Here is a 22,044-nt window from a genome sequence, read left to right on the forward strand (position 1 = left end):
TAATAATAAGAAACGCACCCATCCGTATTAGACAGACGGGTGCGTTTATAGTTTAAACTGCTACGTTTTCGGTACGAATCTGCATATAGATCTGATACTCGTCCATTTCCAGCATCGTGCCTTCTGCCAGTTCATCCACAATCTCCAGGCTCAGCGCCTGTGTTTCAGTGCAGATATAGTTTCTGAAATTCTCCACGGCGGCGTTTACTTCCGGTGCCGATGGCTGCATGAGGATATGGATCTTATCCTGCACTTCCAGGTTAGAATCTTTGCGCAGGTTCTGGATTCGGTTTACCAGGTCGCGGGCGATACCTTCCTGCTTCAGCTCTTCGGTTATAGTTACATCCAAAGCCACGGTCAGTTTACCTTCGCTCGCTACCAACCAACCCGGGATATCTTCCGAAGATATCTCCACATCATCCGGCGTCAGCACGGCCGTTTCATCGTCAGCGATCAGTACTTCAAAGCCACCTTCACGCTCCAGCTTCGCGATATCATCCTGATTCATTTGCTGCACAGCGGCGGCTACCAGTTTCATCTTCGCACCAAACACCTGGCCCAGCTTTTTAAAGTTAGGCTTGATCTTCTTCACCAGGATGCCGGACGTATCATCGATGTACTCCACGTGCTTCACGTTCACTTCGCTCATGATCAGGTCTTCAACCGCCTGGATCTGGTGCCTGGTGTGCTCGCTAAGTACTGGAATCAGGATACGCTGCAACGGCTGACGCACCTTGATCATGTGCTTTTTGCGCAGCGAGTGTACCAGCGATGAAACGGACTGCGCCAGCGCCATGCGCTCTTCCAGGTCTTCGTTTATCGCAGTGTGCTCCACTTCAGGGTAGTAAGCCAGGTGCACCGATTCAACTTTGTTTTTACCGCTCACGCTGTTCAGATCACGGAACAATTGCTCGGTGTAGAACGGCGCGATAGGCGAAGCAAGCTTGGCTATAGTTTCCAAACAAGTATAAAGCGTCTGGTATGCTGCTATCTTATCTTCGTTGTACTCGCCTTTCCAGAAACGCTTGCGGTTCAGGCGCACGTACCAGTTACTCAGATCATCAGTCACAAAATCCTGAATAGCACGGGCAGCTTTGGTTGGATCATAGTCTGTAAGGTATACATCCACATCCTGTACCAGCGTATTCAGTTTCGAGATGATCCAGCGGTCACTTTCGGTTCTGCGCTCCAACGGTACATCGGCTTCGGCATACGTGAAGTTGTCCAGGTTAGCATACAGCGCGAAGAAAGAGTAGGTGTTCTGCAGCGTTCCGAAGAAACGGCGCTGTGTCTCCACCACCCCATCGGCGTTAAATTTCAGGTTATCCCAAGGCGGCGCATTGGCGATCATGTACCAGCGCACGGCATCCGGACCATACTGGCCGATCATTTCAAACGGATCGATGGCGTTGCCTAAGCGCTTGCTCATCTTGTTTCCGTTCTTGTCGAGCACCAGGCCGTTCGCGATCACGTTCTTGTAGGCCACACTGTCTTCCAGCATCACAGCCAGCGCGTGCAGCGTAAAGAACCAGCCACGGGTCTGGTCCACCCCTTCGGCAATGTAGTCTGCCGGGAAGTTTTTCTCGAATATTTCTTTGTTCTCCAGCGGGTAATGCCACTGTGCATAAGGCATCGCGCCTGAATCAAACCACACGTCGATCAGGTCTGGCTCTCTGTACATTGGCTTGCCAGAAGGGCTTACCAGCACGATGTTATCCACGTACGGGCGGTGCAGGTCATTTATCTCAACAGCCGCATCCATGAAGCCTTTATCCACCGCATGGTCGATCTGCTCACTCAATTCATGTATAGAACCAATGCAAACTTCTTCTTCCCCGTCTTCTGTTCTCCAGATAGGCAGCGGCGTGCCCCAGTAGCGCGAGCGCGACAGGTTCCAGTCTACCAGGTTCTCGAGCCAGTTGCCAAAACGGCCAGTACCCGTCGATTCCGGTTTCCAGTTGATCGTCTTGTTCAGTTCTATCATTCTTTCCTTCACCGCAGTAGTTTTGATGAACCAGCTATCCAGCGGATAGTATAGTACCGGCTTATCCGTTCTCCAGCAATGCGGGTAGGTGTGCTCGTATTTCTCTACTTTAAAGGCTTTGTTTTCTTCCTTCAGTTTGATAGCGATCAGTACGTCGGTTGACCTATAATTCGGATCAGACTCATCCTGCCCGTCGTAGTTCTTCACGTACATGCCGGCAAAGTCGGTGATCTCTTTCACGAAGCGGCCCTGCTTGTCTACGATCGGCATCGGCTTGCCATTCTCGTCCATTACCAGCAGCGCCGGGATGTCATTCTGAGCGGCCACCCTGAAGTCGTCGGCACCAAAAGTTGGCGAGATATGCACGATACCTGTACCGTCTTCTGTGGTCACGAAATCACCAACTATAACTCTGAAGGCTGGCTTATCCGGCTGCACGTACGGCATCAGCTGGTGATATTCTACTCCTGCCAGGTCAGCGCCGGTGAATTCTTCCATTACTTTAAACGGCACCAGTTTATCACCCGGTTTATAGTCCGCCAGGGCAATGTCTTTGGCTTTGTCGTTGAAGTAACGGCTTACCAGGTCTTTGGCAAGTATAACCGAGATCGGCGCATAAGTATACGGGTTGTAAGTTTTTACCTTCACATACTTGATGCCTTTCCCAACTGCCAACGCGGTGTTCGCCGGAAGCGTCCAGGGGGTCGTCGTCCAGGCAAGGAAGTATACATGTTCGGATTCGTTTTCAAACAGGAACATGTTGCGGGTGATCTTCTTAAGCTCGAACTGCGCGACGATGGTCGTATCTTTTACCATCTGGTAGCAGCCCGGCTGGTTCAGCTCGTGCGAGCTAAGACCTGTACCGGCACCCGGCGAGTATGGCTGGATAGTGTAGCCTTTATACAGATACCCTTTATCGTACAGGCGCTTCAGCAGGGCCCAGCAAGACTCAATATATTCATTCTCGAAAGTGATGTAGGGGTTGTCAAGGTCTACCCAGTACCCCATTTTCTCGGTCAGGTCGTCCCACTGGTCCTTGAAACGCATTACCGTTTCGCGGCAGCGCTGGTTATACTCTTCAACCGTTATCTTCTTGCCGATATCTTCTTTGGTAATGCCCAGCTCTTTTTCAACCTGCAGCTCTACCGGAAGGCCGTGCGTATCCCAGCCGCCTTTGCGGTTTACCTGGTAGCCTTTCAGGGTTTTGTAGCGGCAGAAAATATCTTTAACAGCACGGGCCATTACGTGGTGAATACCCGGCGTACCGTTTGCAGATGGCGGCCCTTCGTAAAATACGAAGTTATCGTTGCCTTCACGCGTCGCCACCGACTTCTGGAAGATGTTGTGCTCTTTCCAGAAAGCCAGTACGTCTTCGCCAAGCTTGGCGTAATTCAGATTCTTATACTCGTTATACTTCACCGTTTTCAGGTTTATCTTTATCTCTCGAAATCACTGATAGTTAAACTATAAACTATAAGTTTTGTAGCTATAGTTGGTAGTTTACTTATAAGCCGGTAAAGTTAGGGATTTTTGCTCATTCTTATAGACTCAAAATCTCTAACGTTCCTTCTTAAAGCTAACAACAACCATAGCCTATCAGTGCTAAAACAAAAAGCCCCGTTTTGAGCGGAGCTTTTTTTCTAAAATAAGGTAAAACAAATAGTTGTCTTTCTGTAAAGAATCTTGTTCGGAAGGAAGATTAGGCTTTTGCTATTAGCTCACAAGCTCCTTTCAGGATGACAAAAATGGGTGAATACACTCACCTTCATGAACTCAATAATTCAATATTACCTATAGTTTTGTTCCCTGTGGAACGAAGCTAAACTATAGTTGAAAAATAAGGTTAAAAGCTCCAAACCGGAAAGTATAAGCTAAATCCGATTCAGCTTTCAACAGTTAATTGCTGCGGCTGATCTCGATAATTTTATCGTTGGAACCGTTGCCTGTTGCCACATAAACTTTTCCGTTTGGTGCTACCAGCACGTCGCGCAACCTGCCATACTTGGAACGATAAAACTCTTTGGTTTCTATTATCTTATCGCCTGCCTGGTCTAGTTTGAACTGATAAAGTGTGTTATCCTTCAGGGTAGCAACCAGTAATGAGTTCTTCCACTGCGGTATCTGGTTGTTGTTATAGTAGTCCATTCCGCTGAAGGCTATAGTTGGCGTGTAGCTTACCAAGGGTTCTGCTACGTTGTTATCCTGGCAGAATTTCTTTTCCCCTTCTTCGTTGCAGAAACCGTTAACCACAGGCCAGCCATAGTTGCGGCCTTTCTGGATGATGTTGATCTCATCGTCTTTTTCGGGACCGTGCTCGCTGCTGTATAGTTTGTTATTGGCGTAAGCCAGCCCTTGCGCGTTGCGGTGACCTAAACTCCAGATCGCGCTGCCGGCAAAAGGATTATCAGCCGGTATAGTGCCATCCAGGTTAATGCGCAGTACTTTACCATTTGGCGAACTCAGATCCTGTGCCCATTGCACGGTGCCCGCATCACCGGTCGTAATGTATAGTTTCATATCCGGCGTAATCAGCAGGCGACTGCCGTTATGGTAGCTTAACGCCCCAATGCCCTGGAACAGCACTACCGGGTTTACCAGTGTCGTACCGTTATAGGTGTATTTTACAACCTTCTCAGAGTATTCGCCTCCTGTTACATGGTTATAGACCAGGAAAACTTCAGGTGTTGTGCTAAAGTTTGGGTGCAGGGCCATTCCTAATAAGCCACCTTCACCCCTCGACTCTGCATCTGCTATAGTTGCTACTAAAGTTACAGCACCGGTTTCGGGGTTTACACGGCTAACTTTCCCGCCACGCTCCGTCATCCAGATATTATTATCAGGTCCCCAGGCCAATTCCCAGGGGTGGGTCAGGTTCTCGGTAACTATACGTTCCTGTAATACAGCATCGGTCGGGTCTGGGTCGGGTTGTACAGGTGAGGTGGTATCATCATCGCTGCAGCCGAGTTGGAAAGGTAAAAGTAGCACCAGCGCATAGGTAATCCATTTGTTCATAGTAAATAAGTTTTAAGGGTATATGCCCCCTTGTAACTTAAGCCATTTGAAAAGGTTGGGTTTTTGCACCGGTTTATAGTTGCGCAGAAACTATAGTTTAGCAAATGGCGAGTTGCCTATAACAGTGTAGAAATTCCCTGGAATATGCTTCTAAACTATAGTCGGGGCTATTTTAGAAATATTTTTCCACAGGGAATAGCTGGGAGTGTGCCTTAGTAACTGCCTCTTTAAGCTCTCAAAATTGTCTCTTATGTACTCCCTGATTATTAAGCTGAGGGTAAAAACTGTGGGTTACCTCCTGATCTTAATATTGCACCAGGCAACATCAAGCTAATCGGCACAGCTTTATAGTTTATAGTTGGGCAAACTATAATTTCCACAGGAAACATCGATAAAAAGGATATTCATATTACGCTCTTTCGGACATCAATGTCTGAAAGCAAACTGTCAAGGACATCCTTGTTCCCGTGTTACCTTTTACGCGGACGTGGACGTCCTAAGCAGTAAAGTTACGGACAGGGGGTGCCCGAAACAGCAAGTAAAATCCGCATCAGCTTTAGTTCCGGGCTAAGAAGTCCGGAACAGCGACATTAAAATATCCGGAACAGAATTATAGTTTACTGCAACTATAATTTCCACAGGGAACATCAACAAAAAAGGCAGCCTGGTTTCCCAAACTGCCTTTCTTAAACTATAGTTAATACCTAAGCTATCTTTTCCAGGATGCTACGGAAGTTAACGGCTTTATCAATGTAAGTTCTGAGTTCTGCAATAGGCATACGCACCTGCTCGCGGCTATCACGGTCACGAACGGTAACAGTGTTGTCTTCCAATGTCTGATGATCCACAGCAATACAGAACGGCGTTCCGATCAGGTCCTGACGCGTGTAACGCTTCCCGATGCTGTCGCGCTCTTCGTAGATCATGTTGAAGTCGAACTTCAGCGAGTTGAAGATCTCGGTCGCTTTTTCCGGCAGGCCGTCTTTTTTGGTTAGCGGAAGAATAGCTGCTTTAACCGGAGATAAAGCCGGGTGCAACTTCAGGAACGTACGCGTTTTGGTCGCGTCGCCTTCAGTAATTTCTTCTTCCTGGTAGGCATTGCAAAGCGTCATCAGGAACAGGCGGTCAGCACCGGCTGATGTCTCGATCACGTAAGGAATATAGTTACCGTATGGTTTGCCGTCTGCGTTCAGGTCGTTATCGAAGTACTGCATTTTCTTGCGGCTCAGCTCCTGGTGTTGGGTCAGGTCAAAATCAGTACGTGAGTGGATACCTTCTACTTCTTTAAAGCCGAACGGGAATTTGTACTCGATGTCTACGGCAGCGTTGGCATAGTGCGCCAGCTTTTCGTGGTCGTGGTAACGCAGGCTCTCAGCCGGAATACCAATGGCTTCGTGCCAGGTTTTACGGGCAGCTTTCCATTGCTCGTACCATTCCATTTCGGTGCCAGGGCGAACAAAGAACTGCATCTCCATCTGCTCAAACTCGCGCATACGGAAAATGAACTGACGGGCCACGATCTCGTTACGGAAGGCTTTACCGATCTGGGCAATACCGAAAGGCACTTTCAGGCGACCGGTTTTCTGCACGTTCAGGAAGTTAACGAATATACCTTGCGCGGTTTCAGGGCGCAGGTAAATTGTCTGGGAATCTTCGGCTACGGAACCAACCTGCGTTGAGAACATCAGGTTAAACTGGCGCACTTCGGTCCAGTTGGTGGTACCGGAAACCGGGCATTTTATATTTTCACGAACTATAAGTTCACGTACGCCATCCAGGTCTTCGGCTTCCAACAAGCGGCCCATTTCAGCCAGCAACGCGCCGGCTTCCTCCACTCTGCCTTCGTTCTCAAACTGGGCAGCTTTTTCTTCTATCAGCACATCGGCACGGTAACGCTTCTTCGAGTCTTTGTTATCGATCATCGGATCGTTAAAGCTATCGATGTGGCCAGATGCCTTCCAGGTTAACGGGTGCATAAAGATGGCTGCATCCAGCCCGACTACGTTCTCGTTCAGTTGGGTCATGCATTTCCACCAGAGCTGTTTTATGTTGTTCTTCAGCTCCACACCCATCTGGCCATAGTCGTAAACGGCCTGCATACCGTCATAAATCTCGCTGCTCGGAAATACGAAACCGTACTCTTTCGCGTGCGAGATGATGTCTTTTAACTGGGTATTTTCTTCAGTAGTCTTCTCTTTTGTTGCCATAATGCAAAGATAGCTTTTTTAGCATTGCTTATGCCATTGGTGTTTTACAGATTTTACTGGCTAGCAAAACTGCCATAGTTTACAGCAATGTCCTTTTTTTGGTATGTTAACAATTTGATAACATTGGTAACATTAGCGTAACATACGATTCTGCTTAACTTGCGCCTCTTTTTTATTTTCCACTTTTAGACACTAAGATGCCTAAGACAAAAAAACACCCAAAGCACGTTTTAGAAGCTCATCCCCATAAATTTACCAAAAGGTATACCCTTTTTGATGTTGTTTTACAGAAGGAAAAGAAGTTCTTATATTTCATAGCTTTCTCTCTGATCATGGCAGGAGCTGTTTACCCTTATCCAGGTATTGCTATGTGGGTAGGTTTTGCTTTTGCCGGTTACTCTGCCATTGCTAACGACAGCATCCAGACCATTGGTACATTTATTGGCTCTAACGAAGACAAGAAATGGTACTGGCAATGGCTCTTTATGGGGCTGATCTTTATTTTTACCGTAGCCTATAGTTGGGTTGTGTTTGATGGCGACGTTTCGTATCAGCGCCTGGCTACGCCTGGTCTGGATAAAACTCCTACAAGCTTTGTTTACCTGCAGCTGGCCTCTCCTATTATCCTGCTGCTGTTAACCAGGTTCCGAATTCCGGTTTCTACTACATTTATGCTGCTTAGTGTGTTTTCGGCTACAGGCGGCACTGTGGTAAGTATGGTTAGCAAGAGCTTCATGGGATACATTCTGGCTTTTGTTTCTGCGCTTATCATTTACCTGCTGCTTTCTAAAGTTATCAAACGCTTTATTAAAGGCGAAGCCCATGTTTTCTGGACAGTTGCCCAGTGGATGATCAGTGGTTTCCTGTGGTACATCTGGCTGGCGCAGGACCTGGCAAACATTGCGGTTTACCTGCCACGCCAGCTTAATGTTTATGAATTCTTAGCGTTTACCGGCTTCATCTTCCTTGGCTTAGGCTTCCTGTTCTATAAAAAAGGCGATAAGATACAGAACGTGATCAATGAGAAATCGGAAGTACGTGATGTGCGAAGCGCCACTATTATCGACCTGGTTTATGCCCTTATCCTGTACTACTTTAAAGAGGTTAACAACATACCGATGAGTACTACCTGGGTGTTTGTTGGTTTGCTGGCCGGCCGTGAATTAGGCATGCGCCTGCGTGCACACGACAGCGGCGAGAAATTCAATAAAACTTTCAGGCTGATTGGTAAGGACATTCTTTCTGTAACTATAGGCCTGATCATTTCGCTGATACTGGCTATTGCTATTAACCCTGTGATGCAGGAAGAGGTAAAGCACTTCTTCTTTAAATAGAAACTATAGTTTACCAAAACAGAAACGGCGCTACAGATACCTGCAGCGCCGTTTTTTTATCGTTTGGTTCCTGGTTATTTTTCAGGCCACTTTACTTCCAGGTTGTCATCTATAAACACGCCGAAGTTAACCGCGATCAGTTGGTCTTCGTCAAAGTACAGGTCGATCATTTCCTTTTCGTAAGAGATGCGGGTTTCGCCACCTTCCATCTCCTCTTCCTCAGGGTCAGTAATACCATGATCAGCAAATACAGCTTTCAGTTGGTCCTGGCTCATTTCAAAAATGCGCTCATCCCATAGTTGCACTTCGCGGTTTGCCGTCTCGATGCAGCTCAGGCGGTAGTCATCTTCTTTATCGAAGTATAGCGAGTAACCTTCTTCCCAGTAGTTCCAGGCTTCGTGTTCAAACTCATCTTCCTCATCCGATTCTTCAACTTCCTCGGGTTCGCCGATTAGCTCTTCTACTTCGTCCCTTGTCAGGCCGAACTTGATCTTACCAAGTCCCTTGCCTAACCTGATGTCTTTATTGATCATTTCTTTATAGTGTGTTTCTTTTTTTACAAAGATATGTGAATTACTCTTTCTGCGATATTACGGTTACAGCTAATTATTTTTATCCGCTGTAACGCGACTGGAAAGCCTCTTTCTGCCTGATATACTCTTTATTTTGCTTCGCCAATTCCCACTTTGCTTTAAATATCGCTGCTGCTTCTGCTTTTACCGGATCCACTTCTCTAGGCAATTCTTCGCGGCCGTGCGCCCCGCTCTGTCCTTTCTTATCGTCCGGTACAGGCCCTTTATACTTCTTACCAGATTTATGGTTGGCATAGCGCCTTGCACGTGTATAGCCCATCTGCAGAAACTTACGCGCCATATCCGCACCCACAAAATCTTGCAGCCCCAGGTACTCCTTAAACAAACTATAGATCTTCTCTGATGACTCCCTGGCTATTTCAGGTGTTTTAAAACGCCAGTGCGGCAGTATTTCAGATTTGTACGGCTCTACCAGCAACACGCCCTGCTCTCCCTTGCCTACCCTGTATAGTTCCGGCTGCTTCCTGAAATCTGTTTTATCGAAGTCCAGGCTATAGTTGAAGGCTTTGTTGTTTTCAGGCATCTCTGCCATACGCAATGTTTATATACATGTTGTCCTGCTCTGTCATGGGGTTCTGTTCCGGGTAAACTATAATAAAGCTGTTCTCTTTATAGTCTCTTGACAGCACTCTCGGTACATAATCCATGGTGTTGTTATAAGATACAGTTCCTCTCCTTCCTGATACAACCACGATCATATCATCTTTGGTAAGGCTGGTTTTCATGTCCCCGAACTCTCTGAAATTTGCAATCGGTTCAAATTCTGCCTCTACTGCTGGTTTAGTTGTTGCCAGCGTCTGCCTGATCTTGTTTAAGGTTCTTCTTCTGCCCCGGAATACAATTTTGGCGCCTAACTGGCTTGATAATTTTTTAACAGCCCTGATCCATCTCAGATAACCTCTTTCCAGTTCGGCGTTAATCGGAACTATAACTATAATGCGGCGGGTAGTATTAAGCGGCTCTACTATCTTGCACACCAGGATCATCTGCTCTGTCTTCTCCAGTAGGTTGTCCAGCACTGTTCCGAAAACTCTGTCACGCGTGGTTATCTTAGCATTCCAGCCAAGCACCACTTCTGTTATCATAAGTTCTTTTATAGCCCTTAATATTCCACTCGAGATATTCATGTCTATTTTAGAAACAAGCTGTACGTCATTATCTGTAGCTGAGGCATGCTTAATTGCTTCCTGCAGCATTTTATTTTTCTTGAAGATCTCTTCTTCGGCTTGCTCGTTATCTATAACCACTGCCAGCGGGTATATGGGCTCATGGTAATCCGGGTTTTTGAGCATAATAGAAAGGTCTATCAGGTTTTCTATAGTTGCAGGGTTGGCAATAGGTACTAAAATGCGGTCCGGCTTTTCGCTGAGGTCTGGTTTTCTGCGGCTCTCAATGATAGCAAGCGCACGCCCTGCTCTTTCTGTAATAAAGGAACTTGCAAGGCTGGTAGCCAGAATCAGAACCACTGTTAAGTTCAGCGCGAATTCTTCTATTATGCCTATTTCAAAACCAACCAGTATTACGGCCAAGGTAGCAGCAGCCCTTGCTGTACTTAATCCGAAAATCAGGTTTCGCTGCGTTATTGAGTATCCGTATAATTTTTGAGTTATATAAGCAGCAATCCATTTTGTGAAAATGGCCAGTATAATTACGGTAACTATAGTTGCCAGTGCTGCCCAACCCTCAAACAACACGCTTACATCTACCAGCATACCTACGCTCAGCAGGAAGAACGGAACAAAAATATTGTTTCCCACAAACTCCAGCCTGTTCATAAGTGCTGATGTGTGCGGTATCAGCTGGTTAAGTGCCAGGCCTGCCAGGAATGCTCCCAAAATTGCCTCTACCCCGGCCAGCTCTGCCAGAAACGATGCTGCAAAAACCAGTGCCAGTACGAATATGAACTGGGCTCCTTTTTCACTTTCAAGCTGTTTGAATATAGCTTTAGCTATTATTGGGAATACGAACAGAACTACTGCAACAAAAGCCGCCAGCTTAAGTGCCAGTATTATCCAGTACGCCATGCTTACGTTTCCTTCCATCGAGCCAACTATAATCGCGAGCACAATCAGCACTGCCGTATCTGTAATAATGGTACCGCCTATAGTTACTGTTACAGCTTCATTCTTTGCCAGCCCAAGTTTAGATATGATCGGGTATGCCAGCAGCGTATGCGAAGCAAACATACAACCTAGTAGAATTGCCGACTTTAATTCGTAATTAAAGAGATATAGGAACGTCAACGCTCCTATAGTTATCGGAACAAAGAAAGTAAGGGCACCATAGGTAATGCTTCTTGTCTTTGTCTTTTTAAAACCGACCATGTCCATCTCCAGACCGGCCAGGAACATGATGTATAATATACCAACTGTTCCGAACAGGATCATGCTGGCATCGCGCTCCATTATCCCGAAGCCGTTCGGCCCAACTATTACCCCCGCTATTATCAGCCCTACTATACCTGGTATCTTAACTCTTTTCAGAATTATCGTGGATACCAGAATTATAAAAAGTACCAGCGTAAATATCAGTACAGGATCTTCGAACGGGAGTGTCAGTTTCAGCGCTAATTTCATTCGTTTTATTTCGGTTCTTAAATTTTTATCTCCTTAAAGATAAACCTTAAATTTTTTTTCGGTTCCTTTTTTCTTCCTGTTCCACACCTTTCCACACATTCAACCCCTTAATTATTTTAAAAAATTGAATTCTTAAATCTCTCTTTCTTTCATTATTTAGGCTGTTAACAAGTGCATAAGTTTCATGTTTCACGGGCAAGTCTGATAACTTGTTTAGCATTCAGCTTTTCTTCCACAGGTGTTCCACAGTTTTTATTTTCTGATGTTTTTATAGTTCAGTTATTTAAATGGCTTATCCACTTTTGCGTGTTTTATGTGAATTTCTTTTTACACACCTGTTCCACGCGTGGAAAACTGTTTTTTTGACGTGAACTTATAAACCTGTTTCCACTTTTTAGCGTGGAACAGCCCTGTTTCGGGCTTGGTCCTTACCGGCTTGTTTGTGTTTTCAATAAGTTGCCCACGCTTATCCACAGTTATACCACCCTGTTCTGTGGATTTCTTTAAGCAACTTCTGTTTTCAGGTTTTTGTTTTAAGTTTTTCTGATTTGACAGGCATTGCTTGTTGTTTTAAGCTTGGTGGAACATGCTTTGCTTCTTTTTAAGAAACCTTTTGTTTTGGCTGTGAAACTATAGGCATAAAAAAAGGAGACCCGTATTTGGATCTCCTTTTTGCTATAGTTCGATTTTAATGTCTTCCAGTTCCCAGTTAGCTCTTATCTCTACCTTGTTGGGATACATATAAACCCTTTCAGGTTCCCGGTCAAATGTGGCTGTACCTTTGTCCCACTGACCATTATTATTTTCGTCAACCAAAACCCGGATATTATATACCCCGGGTTCCATATTCTGGAACTTGAAACTTCGCGTATTTTTTGATTCCTTCACTACTTTATAGTTGCTGTCGAGTAACTGAACTATAAATGATTTGGCAGTGGTAGCTATAGTTCCCTGTACACTGCCCGTTCCTTTATTTTCGCCAATTGTAAAATTAAGCGTCGGAAAACTCAGAGGCTTCCCTTGCATGGGTACAATCTGTGTGCTATCTAAAACTATAGTATAAGGAGCCTGCCTGTTGCTTAGCTTCGGAATTGTAATTGTCAGCTCGGTTGCCGTCTTATCTAATTTTATTTCTTCCGGATACTTTAAGACAATACTTGTAGCTGTATCGGATTGTATAGTTACTGGCGACTTGCCTTTAATAGTAACCTGTGCCTGTAATTCTATAGTTAGTTTCTGTCCTGGCCGGTATAAGGTATTGGCGTTTTTCTTGTTGATATCTTTAATTTCTGCACCTTTAATGCGCTGTGTATAATCCTGCCCAAAATCCACCTGAATTGTATCCAGTGTATTATTGCCAGAGGAATCCACAGCGGCTACCAAGGCTTTTCCACCAGTGAATTTCGGATTTTTGAACAATTCCACTGTTTTGCCATCCGGCAATGTTTTGTGGTAGATGGTGTCTTTTCTGGTTGCTGTTACTGCATTTATTTTCTCAAGGCCTTCGCTATACGTTATGGTAAATCTGTCTACCATTTTCTGTCGCTGTAGGGCAATCGGTTTTTTTGTGTCGATTATAAATGTCTGCAATGTTACTTTCTGAGAATCCGCTTTTATAGTTATAGGGTCTTTCAGAAAACCTATTCTCTCCCCTTCGTTATCATAAAGCGTATTGTTGTTTTTATCCTGTAGTGCATAAATTCTATAGTTGCCTTCGCGGATGTTCTCGAAACTAAATTGCCCCTGCGCATCGGCCTGTGTCTGGTAATAAGGTCTGCTCTTCCGGATGTTCATGGTGTCTTCTGCTGGGTAAAGTGCAACGATAGCATCTGCTTCCGGTTCCTGAGTCATCAGTTTAAGTACCTGGCCTGTTACTCTGCTTGTATCTATAAATGAACCGGTGCTGAAAGAAAGCTTCAAACCTTTCGCAACCGTTTTTTCCTTTATATCGGCAATACCATTCCTGAAATTAAAAGTATAGGTTGTGCTATCCTGCAGGGGCTTATCGAAGGTTAGTATCAATACCTCATCATCCATCTTAATCCGGTACTTATTATCGGTGTATGGGGTAATCAGCAATTCTTTCTGAAGATTGTTTTGCTGCACCTCTTCATCAAACTTTAAGCTTATAGTTTTGGTGCTTACGTTCAGTTGCTGATCGGCGGGAGTGCTGCTGACCAATGTCGGAGGTGTCGTATCTTTTGGTCCTCCTTCCGGACTACTGACACTGGCACACGATGCGAGCGCAATCACAGATGTGGCAAGGAATACGGTGTTGATAAATTTCATAGAATAGGCCTTAAAAATGAAAATAGGCAAACTTTCGCTTGCCTTCTTTTCCGGTTATGCACAATACTTTCAATTCTTATTTACGTTTCGCTACAAAGATCAGGCTCGAATAATCGTTCCCGTTCTTTTCTGCATAGCTATTCGATTTATACCCATTCAGCACGCTGCTGATCATCTTGGTTTTACCTTCTTTATGTTTTTCGCTCAGCATGCTTACATAGTAGGCATCAAACTTCATGGGCAGTACTTCTTCCAGTTGCATCTTATGTTTCTTCAGGAAGCGTTTCATAGTCGGCTGCGTGAAGTGGTATAAGTGGCGTGGTACATCATACGCTGCCCAGTTCTCTTTATACTGTTTTGCATCATGCGAGTCTGCGTTCGGGACTGCAACTATAAGCACACCATCTTCCGTTAAATGCGAGATCAGCTGGCTTATAGTTTCGTTTAATGTATGAATATGTTCCAGCACGTGCCAGAGTGTAATCACATTAAACTTTTCGTCTGTCACATCACTAAGATCTGTAGCTATAGTTGTTCTTGCAGATTCTGCTGCCAATTCTCTGGCCTTTTCGTTTGGTTCTACTCCCTGTACTTTCCAGCCATCTTTTTTGCAGGCTGTCAGAAATACACCTGTACCACAACCATAATCTAAAAGGGATCCTTTGGCAGGAGCGTAGCGGTTTATAAGTTCTACTTTCTGCTTGGTTGTAATGGAGCGCACTACATGGTAAGCCCTGTTTATAATTCCTGTCTTAGTATTGCTATGCGAGATATATTCTTCTGACTCGTAATAGCTTCCTATACTCTCTATATCTGGCCGAGGGTTTGTGAACTTAAATGTACAGTTCTCGCACTCCACGATAACAAAGCTTTCCTTCGAAACCGAATTATCTGTTACTACTAAAAAGTTTTTGAATTCTTCTTTGCCGCAGATCGGGCATTGCTCCAGTCTTTCGTAGCTCATTTATTTTCCCAGGTATACCATCAGTACCGAAATATCAGCAGGAGAAACGCCACTAATTCTGGATGCCTGGCCTATAGTTTCAGGCTGTACCTTCAATAGTTTCTCTTTCGCTTCTGCTGATAATGCCGGTATGTTACGGTAGTTGATTCTGTCTTTTATAATATAGTTTTCGAGTTCGCCCATTTTCGCAGCCATCGTGTATTCCTTCTCGATATAGCTTTCATACTTAACGGCAATTTCGGCCTGCTCTACACTATCAGGTTTAAACTTACTCAAATATTCTCTAACGGAAGGTACTGCTGCAGCAATATGTTGTATCTCGATATTTGGGCGCTTAATTAACTGCCCGGCCCGCTGCTTTTCTACAATTTGAGCCGATCCAATTTCTGCGAGCATACTGTTGATATCTCCTGGCTCTAACGGCTTATTATTTAAGTAAGCGATGATTTCGGCTGTTTCTTCTATCTTCTTTTCCACAGCTTTTAACCTGCTTTCGTCAGCCAAACCTAATGCATAACCAAGCTTCGTTAAGCGAATATCTGCGTTATCCTGGCGTAGCAAAATACGGTGCTCGGCACGTGATGTAAACATACGGTATGGCTCTTCGGTCCCTTTGTTCACCAGGTCATCGATCAATACACCAATGTACGCTTCTGATCTTTTTAATACGAACGGAGCTTTTTCGTTTATCTTATTGTGTGCGTTTATACCTGCCATCAATCCCTGGCAAGCTGCTTCCTCGTAACCGGTTGTACCGTTTATCTGGCCCGCAAAATACAGGTTCTCTACCAGCTTGGTTTCCAGTGTCAGGTTCAGTTGAGTTGGCGGGAAAAAGTCGTACTCAATTGCATAACCTGGTCGGAACATTTTCGCGTTTTCAAATCCTACGATCTTACGCAATGCTTTTAATTGCACATCCTCAGGCAGCGAACTGGAGAAACCATTTACATACACTTCCACAGTACTCCATCCTTCCGGCTCCACAAAAATCTGGTGGCGGTCACGGTCGGCAAAACGGTTGATCTTATCTTCTATACTAGGGCAGTAACGCGGACCTAATCCCTGAATACGTCCCTGGAACATGGGAGACTTTTCAAAACCGGTCTTTAAAATCTCGTGTACTTCAGTGTTGGTATAAGTAATGTAGCAGCTGCGTTGTTGTGCAAGCGGAGTAGTTTCGGTGTAAGAGAATTTGGATGGGTTCTCATCTCCGAACTGTTCTTCCATGCGGCTATAGTCCAGCGAACGGCCATCTACACGCGGAGGTGTTCCGGTTTTCATTCGGCCAGCTTCAAAGCCTAATTCCACCAGTTGCTCAGTCAACCCTTTTGCAGATTTTTCAGCAGCTCTGCCACCGCCCAACTGGCGTTCACCGATGTGGATAATACCATTCAAAAAGGTGCCGTTCGTTAAAACTACAGCCTTTGATCGTATAGTTATCCCCAGGCTTGTGCGTACCCCAACAGCTCTCCCCTGCTCTACTTCTATAGCTGTAACCATCTCCTGCCAGAAGTCAACGTTCTCAGTTTGCTCCAGGGTCAGTCGCCATGTTTCAGCAAAGCGCATGCGGTCGCTTTGTGCGCGCGGGCTCCACATAGCTGGCCCCTTAGACTTGTTAAGCATTCTGAACTGGATCATGGTCTGGTCAGTAATGATACCGCTCATTCCACCAAGTGCATCTACCTCACGTACGATCTGGCCTTTTGCTACGCCACCCATTGCCGGGTTGCATGACATCTGCGCAATCGTGTTCATGTTCATGGTGGCCAATAAAACTTTTGAGCCCATTTTAGCAGCTGCAGCGGCGGCCTCACAACCTGCGTGGCCTGCCCCTACAACTATAATATCGTATTCTGGAAACATGTATTTCTGAATTTAGAGATGTTTCACGTGAAACATATTCTGTAGATTGGTAATTCCTTTTTGCGATTAAAATTTTCGCAAAGATAAACAAGAATCTTCTTGTTTGCGCATAAGTGCTTCCTGCTCTTCGGTTTTATCATCGTAACCAAGCAGGTGCAACACGCCATGGATAAGAACGCGGTGAAGTTCGTCCTCGAAAGGTATGCCTAAAGTTTGCGCGTTATCTTTAACGCGATCTATACTAACGAAAATATCACTTTCAACTATGCCTTCTTCATCGGCATTGTCAAAAGTGATAATATCTGTAAGGGTATCGTGATCTAAATATTCTACATTTATCTGGTGCAGGTAATCATCAGAACAGAAAATGTAAGTAAGACCAGCGAGTTCAAAATCGTGTTGCTCAATAATGGTTGCAATCCAATCAGCTACCTGCTCGGGGTTCGATAACGAAAACTCTACATCTTCGCTATAAAACTCAATTGGATGATCCATTCTGATGCATTTCGATATTAAATTTCAACTGTACCTTTTTGCCGTTATCCAGGAAGTTAACTTCATCGCAAAGGTTGCGCATCAGGAAAATGCCACGCCCTCCGGGGTTCTCCAGGTTTTCAGGAGCAGTCGGGTCAGGCAGGTTCTGGTAGTCAAAGCCAGGGCCTTCATCTTCCACTTCAAACAGGAGTTGGTTCTGCTCTACCATTAAGGTAAGATAAACGTTCTTGTCTTTATCAAACTTATTTCCGTGTCGGATAGCGTTATTCACAGACTCTGTCACAGCAACCATAATGTTGCCATAGATATCATCTTCAAACTCGAATTCTTCCTTTGAGTTGTCTATAAAACTTTCAATTACGCGGATGTTTTCGATTAAGGAAGGAATCTGAATTTTAACTTGATTCATATTAATCTTAGGTATGTAAACTATTAGGTGCTTTTTTTAAAATTTAGAGTTCTGAAAATACTCATTTACCTTTTGCTTGTAATACGGTGACAAAGCCGGTGGTATAGTTTTAAGTAATTCAGTCTGCTTTTCTTTTGCTTTAAGGTACTTCTCAAACGATGGTGGAAGTTTACGCGCAATGTCTTGTGCGGTTTTAGCTTCCCGTTTATTATCCAGCTCCCGCTCTTTCATCGACCTTTCTGCTTCCAGTAACCGGGTTAGGATCTCACGTTGCCGCATGATCGTTTGCTCAGTCAACCGTTTATTAACGAGATCAGTCTCGCTTTGTTCCATCATCCGGCTAATATTTCCCGGTTCACCCTGTTTGCCTTTTTCACCTGGTTTGGTGCCTTGTTTTTCCATCTCACGAAGGGCATTCCGGATAGCCTCCTGCTCAGCAGCTAATTTAGCTAATTCTTCAGACAGTGCCTTACCTGATTTGCCTCCTTTTTTCAAATCTTCTATTTTTTTATTCAAAGCGTCCTGCATTTCGCCTAAACCGCCCGGTTTTTTCTGATTTCCCTTCTGTTTTCCGGCCATTCCGCCCTGCATGTTCTGCATAGCTTGTTGCATTTGCTTTAAAGCGTCATTCAGCATCAGAGCCAAATTATTCATACTGGTCATGGCGAGTTGTTGTTGCGCCGTGGCTTTGCTTACATTTCTATCCCGAAGTTCCTGCATGCTGTTGTCCATGCTTTGGTTCATAGCAGCTACTTCGCGGGTCACAAACGATTGTATCTGGAATACTTTCTTAGCCAGCGAGAATAAACTGTCTTCAATTACCTTGGCATTATCGCGCAGATTTAGCTGCTCCTGCGATAGTGCAATGAAACGAGGATCGCTTTGGTTAACGCTTCGGAAAGATTTCATGAGAGCTTCCTGATCAAAAGAAAGCTTGATCAGGTTCTCCAATATATCGCGTAGGTTGTCGAGGTTCTGCTCCATGCCAGCCATACTCATGGAGTTCATCATCTGGTCCATTTGCTGTGCCATTTGCTTCATTTGCTTTCCGGCTTTCTGCTGACTCTCGCTGGCCTTTTTGTTTTGCTGTTTCTGGAGTTGCTGCTGGCTTTGCTCCATGCTCTGCTCGATCTGCTGCTCGCCCTTCTCCTGCTGTTGCTCATCCATTGAGTTCGGGTTCTCCAGCTTTTCGTTCAGCTCTTTAAGCTCATCCATTTGCTTCTTCACTTCTTCGAACTGTTCCTGAAGTTCTTTCTGCTGTTGCTGTAGTTGCTCGTTGCCTTCCTGCTTCTGTTCAGTTTTATCAGCCAGATTCTCCTGCTCTTTGGCCATGTCTTCCAGCTTCTCAGTAATGTTATCCAGCTTCTGCTCGAATTGTAGTTGCTTAAAGAGCTCCAGTGCACGTTCCAGTTCACGCTCCAGGTTCTTTTCGCGGTTATCGAGTTTACTTAGTAGTTTCTGTAACTCCGGGTCGTTGGCTTGTTTTTCCTGCAGCAGCTTTTCCAGTTCTTCGTATAGTTTCTTGGTCTCCGGGTCAAGCAGGTCGTTCATGAGCTTTTGCAGTTCCTGTGCTTTTTCGGCCAGTTGCTTGTCCTGCTCGCTTAGCATGTTCTGCTTCTTGTTCAGCTCGTTAAACATTTCCTTCATGGCGGCCAGGTCCTGCTCTAGTTGCTTTTTCTTTTCAACCAGGTCTTCCAGCTGTTTTTTATCCTGCCAGTTCAGGTCACGCTTCGTCTTTAGTTTCTCTTCCGATTTTGCCAGTTCATCCTGTAGTTTATTTGCTTTCTCCAGTGTCTTGCTTATCTGGCTTCCCACCGATTGGGCGTTACTGTTCAGTTCTTTTTCCAGCTCACGCTTGCTGGGTACTTTTAACTCGAAGGTGCGCGTGCGGGCATTTTTAGGACCGTGCATTCCATCGTTATCCCAAACCTGCACGAAGTATTCCAGCTTATCGCCGGGCTGTATGTTCAGGACAGCTGTGTTCCATTGGTAGTAATAGGCCTGGCTAACCTGGCGTGGTGCAAGTGGTAAGGCTATCGTTTTATAACCGGCCTTTGGGTTATCCTGCTTGCTGATGCGGTAATGAATTGCCAAACGGGACAAGCCATAGTCATCGGCAACATCGCCACCCAACACTAAATAGGTATAGAGAGCTGTATCCTGGAACTGTTCTAAGGTGATCTGCGGGTGTTTGTCTGCAATAGCTGTTATCTGGTACTTAATATCCTCTTTGTTAGCGCTGTACTTATTTTTGAGCTGGATACTATAGTTCTGGCTTTCGCTGATCTTTTTGCTGGCCGTAAAGTTGTTATCTGCTCTTTCAGCTTTGAGTTGTTGAGCCGGGTTGTCAAAAGAGATATCTATAGTTTCGGTTTCGGAGGCTTTAAAGTTCCACGTGAGCGTACTGCCTTCCGGTACAGTTGCGTTTCCGGTATTCTGGATCAGTTCTGGTTTGCGGTTCAGATAAGCAGGGTACTGTACCTGTAGTTCAAAGTCTTTCAGGTTAGGGCGGGAAAGCGTTTCTAAGGTATAGGTATCCGACATAAAGCCGGAGCCTTCCAGTTCAAAATCTATCGATTTGAGTGGCTGCTTAAAGGTGTAACTATAGTTGCCATCAGCAGACTTCTGCAACAGTTGCCGCCGCCCGTTATAGTTGATGAATACTTCCTTTGGTAAGGCTTCTCCTTCTATCGCTACTTTCAGCACAAAGTCTTCACCCCGGAAGGTTTGTAATTCCTTATTCTGTACTTCGAAAGTAAACGGTGCTACCGGCGCGTAAGCTGTTTTATAGTTGATGATACGTTCGGTGCCCTGTACAAAAATAGCTGGATATACCAAGGCAATGAGCAATGCAATCACGGCTGGTAAAGCCACATATTTCAGAATCGGCTTATTCTCTTTGTAGGTAACAGCATCTTTAAAACTGAACTGCAGTAACTGGCCGGAACGCTGGTTAATACTGGCCGCTATCAGCTCGTTTGTTCTATCCAGGTTATTTAATTGAATGGCATTGAGTAACTTATCTTTTATTTCAGGATAATAGTTACCCACTTTTAGAGCGGCCTGTTCATCGGATAGGATCTTGCTCAGGTTAGCCAAGGCTGCAACGGGCATCGCGATCCAGCGAACAAAAACGTAGATGATGATGCCTATAAAGGAGAAGAGAAGAATAGCCCGGACTGCCTGCGGGAAATAAAAGACGTACTCGAGTAAACTATAGATGATGTAAATGGAAAGCAACATGCCGATAGCAAACAAGCTACCCCGCAGCAACAGGTTCAGGTAGAATTTCTTCTTGAACTCCTGCAGCTGATGCATCAGTTGGGTAAGTGCATCCTGTTGTTTCATAGGTGTTTGTTACTATAACGCTAACCGATAAGAGCGGTTACAGCTATACATAAAGCAAGAGCACCTAATTACCTGTATATGAAACTATAAAGTATAAAATTAGGTGCTCTCAAGTATAACTATAAAATTCGAACTTTTCGTATGTCTTCTCTACTCTATTTCCAGCAGCACAGGGCAATGGTCAGAGTGCCTGGCTTCGGTAAGTATAGCAGCCCGTTTTAATCTGTCACGCAGGTTTTCTGTCGCCATGTTGTAATCAATACGCCAGCCAAGATTTTTGTTTCGCGCTCCGGCACGGTAACTCCACCAGGTATAGTTGTGGGGCTCTTTATTAAAGTGTCTGAATGAATCTACAAAGCCGCTATCTATAAACTTTCCTAACCAACTGCGTTCTTCCGGTAAAAAACCAGAGCTCTTTGCATTCGATTTCGGGTTATGGATGTCTATTGGTTGGTGGCAGATATTATAATCGCCGCTAACTATAAGGCCGGGCAGTGTTTGTTTCATATCTCCCATGTACCCATAGAAATCATCCATCCACTGAAACTTAAAGCCCTGGCGCTCCTCGCCGCTTGAGCCAGAAGGCATGTATACGCTCATTACCGAATAATCGTCGTAGTCGGCACGAATAACACGGCCTTCAAAATCATAGCAATCCATGCCACACCCGATCTCGACGTGGTTTGGTTTTGATTTTGAAAGTATAGCCACGCCACTATAGCCTTTTTTAACAGCCGGATGCAGGTATACGTTATAGCCCAGGTCTTCGAAAATGGCACGGTCAAACTTCGACTCGTCGGCCTTTATCTCCTGCAGGCAAAGCACGTCGGGGTTTGCAGCTTTTACCCAATCCTGGAAGCCTTTGCTGATAGCAGCACGAATGCCGTTAACGTTATAAGTAATGATCTTCATTTTATTCTTTGACTATGTAACAAAGGACTTTATAACAAAAGACTTTCAGAACTATAGC

Annotated in this window: 14 protein-coding genes; 1 reads left to right on the forward strand and 13 read right to left on the reverse strand. The window is 45.0% G+C overall.

Annotation, left to right across the window (positions count from 1 at the left end; translation table 11 throughout):
• Nucleotides 1-52: 52 nt before the first annotated feature.
• The 3 genes from ileS to GSQ66_RS14305 all read right to left on the reverse strand — a co-directional run bounded on the left by ileS (nucleotide 53) and on the right by GSQ66_RS14305 (nucleotide 7,203).
• Entirely contained in the window at nucleotides 53-3,403 is a 3,351-nt protein-coding gene (ileS, locus tag GSQ66_RS14295) for an isoleucine--tRNA ligase (RefSeq protein WP_162428087.1), read from the reverse strand.
• A 477-nt stretch (nucleotides 3,404-3,880) separates the two neighbouring features.
• The gene (locus tag GSQ66_RS14300) at nucleotides 3,881-4,996 is read right to left on the reverse strand and encodes a PQQ-dependent sugar dehydrogenase (RefSeq protein WP_162428088.1); all 1,116 of its coding nucleotides are present in this window, start codon (nucleotides 4,994-4,996) and stop codon (nucleotides 3,881-3,883) included.
• 704 nt (nucleotides 4,997-5,700) lie between these two features.
• On the reverse strand, nucleotides 5,701-7,203 hold the full coding sequence (locus GSQ66_RS14305; protein ID WP_162428089.1) for a glycine--tRNA ligase: 1,503 nt from the start codon (nucleotides 7,201-7,203) through the stop codon (nucleotides 5,701-5,703).
• A 197-nt stretch (nucleotides 7,204-7,400) separates the two neighbouring features.
• On the opposite strand from GSQ66_RS14305, the gene GSQ66_RS14310 reads away from it, so the two are divergent.
• Entirely contained in the window at nucleotides 7,401-8,537 is a 1,137-nt protein-coding gene (locus tag GSQ66_RS14310; protein ID WP_162428090.1) for a hypothetical protein, read from the forward strand.
• Nucleotides 8,538-8,611: 74 nt separating this feature from the next.
• On the opposite strand, the gene GSQ66_RS14315 is transcribed toward GSQ66_RS14310, so the two are convergent.
• The 10 genes from GSQ66_RS14315 to GSQ66_RS14360 all read right to left on the reverse strand — a co-directional run bounded on the left by GSQ66_RS14315 (nucleotide 8,612) and on the right by GSQ66_RS14360 (nucleotide 21,986).
• Nucleotides 8,612-9,070, reverse strand: a complete 459-nt coding sequence (locus GSQ66_RS14315) for a hypothetical protein (protein WP_162428091.1) — start codon at nucleotides 9,068-9,070, stop codon at nucleotides 8,612-8,614.
• Nucleotides 9,071-9,149: 79 nt separating this feature from the next.
• Nucleotides 9,150-9,653, reverse strand: coding sequence for a DUF4385 domain-containing protein (locus tag GSQ66_RS14320; RefSeq protein WP_162429079.1), 504 nt, complete (start codon nucleotides 9,651-9,653; stop codon nucleotides 9,150-9,152).
• A complete protein-coding gene (locus GSQ66_RS14325; protein ID WP_162428092.1) occupies nucleotides 9,646-11,706 on the reverse strand; it encodes a cation:proton antiporter in 2,061 nt (686 codons plus the stop codon). Before GSQ66_RS14325 ends, GSQ66_RS14320 begins: the two co-directional genes overlap by 8 nt.
• Before the next feature lie 675 nt (nucleotides 11,707-12,381).
• Nucleotides 12,382-13,995 carry an Ig-like domain-containing protein gene (locus GSQ66_RS14330; protein ID WP_162428093.1) on the reverse strand — a complete coding sequence of 538 codons (1,614 nt, stop codon included), beginning with the start codon at nucleotides 13,993-13,995 and terminating at the stop codon, nucleotides 12,382-12,384.
• 76 nt (nucleotides 13,996-14,071) lie between these two features.
• Nucleotides 14,072-14,959 (reverse strand): class I SAM-dependent methyltransferase, encoded by an 888-nt coding sequence (locus GSQ66_RS14335; protein WP_162428094.1) that lies wholly within the window; start codon nucleotides 14,957-14,959, stop codon nucleotides 14,072-14,074.
• A complete protein-coding gene (gene mnmG / locus GSQ66_RS14340; RefSeq protein ID WP_162428095.1) occupies nucleotides 14,960-16,822 on the reverse strand; it encodes a tRNA uridine-5-carboxymethylaminomethyl(34) synthesis enzyme MnmG in 1,863 nt (620 codons plus the stop codon).
• Between the two features lie 66 nt (nucleotides 16,823-16,888).
• Nucleotides 16,889-17,317: an rRNA maturation RNase YbeY gene (ybeY, locus tag GSQ66_RS14345; protein WP_162428096.1), complete on the reverse strand. Its 429-nt coding sequence runs from the start codon at nucleotides 17,315-17,317 to the stop codon at nucleotides 16,889-16,891.
• Nucleotides 17,301-17,726, reverse strand: a complete 426-nt coding sequence (locus GSQ66_RS14350) for an ATP-binding protein (protein WP_162428097.1) — start codon at nucleotides 17,724-17,726, stop codon at nucleotides 17,301-17,303. Before GSQ66_RS14350 ends, ybeY begins: the two co-directional genes overlap by 17 nt.
• 36 nt (nucleotides 17,727-17,762) lie before the next feature.
• Nucleotides 17,763-21,074 (reverse strand): DUF4175 family protein, encoded by a 3,312-nt coding sequence (locus GSQ66_RS14355; RefSeq protein ID WP_162428098.1) that lies wholly within the window; start codon nucleotides 21,072-21,074, stop codon nucleotides 17,763-17,765.
• Nucleotides 21,075-21,224: 150 nt separating this feature from the next.
• The gene (locus GSQ66_RS14360) at nucleotides 21,225-21,986 is read right to left on the reverse strand and encodes an exodeoxyribonuclease III (protein WP_162428099.1); all 762 of its coding nucleotides are present in this window, start codon (nucleotides 21,984-21,986) and stop codon (nucleotides 21,225-21,227) included.
• Nucleotides 21,987-22,044: the final 58 nt, after the last annotated feature.

Source organism: Pontibacter pudoricolor, assembly GCF_010092985.1.
Taxonomy (GTDB): Bacteria; Bacteroidota; Bacteroidia; order Cytophagales; family Hymenobacteraceae; genus Pontibacter; species Pontibacter pudoricolor.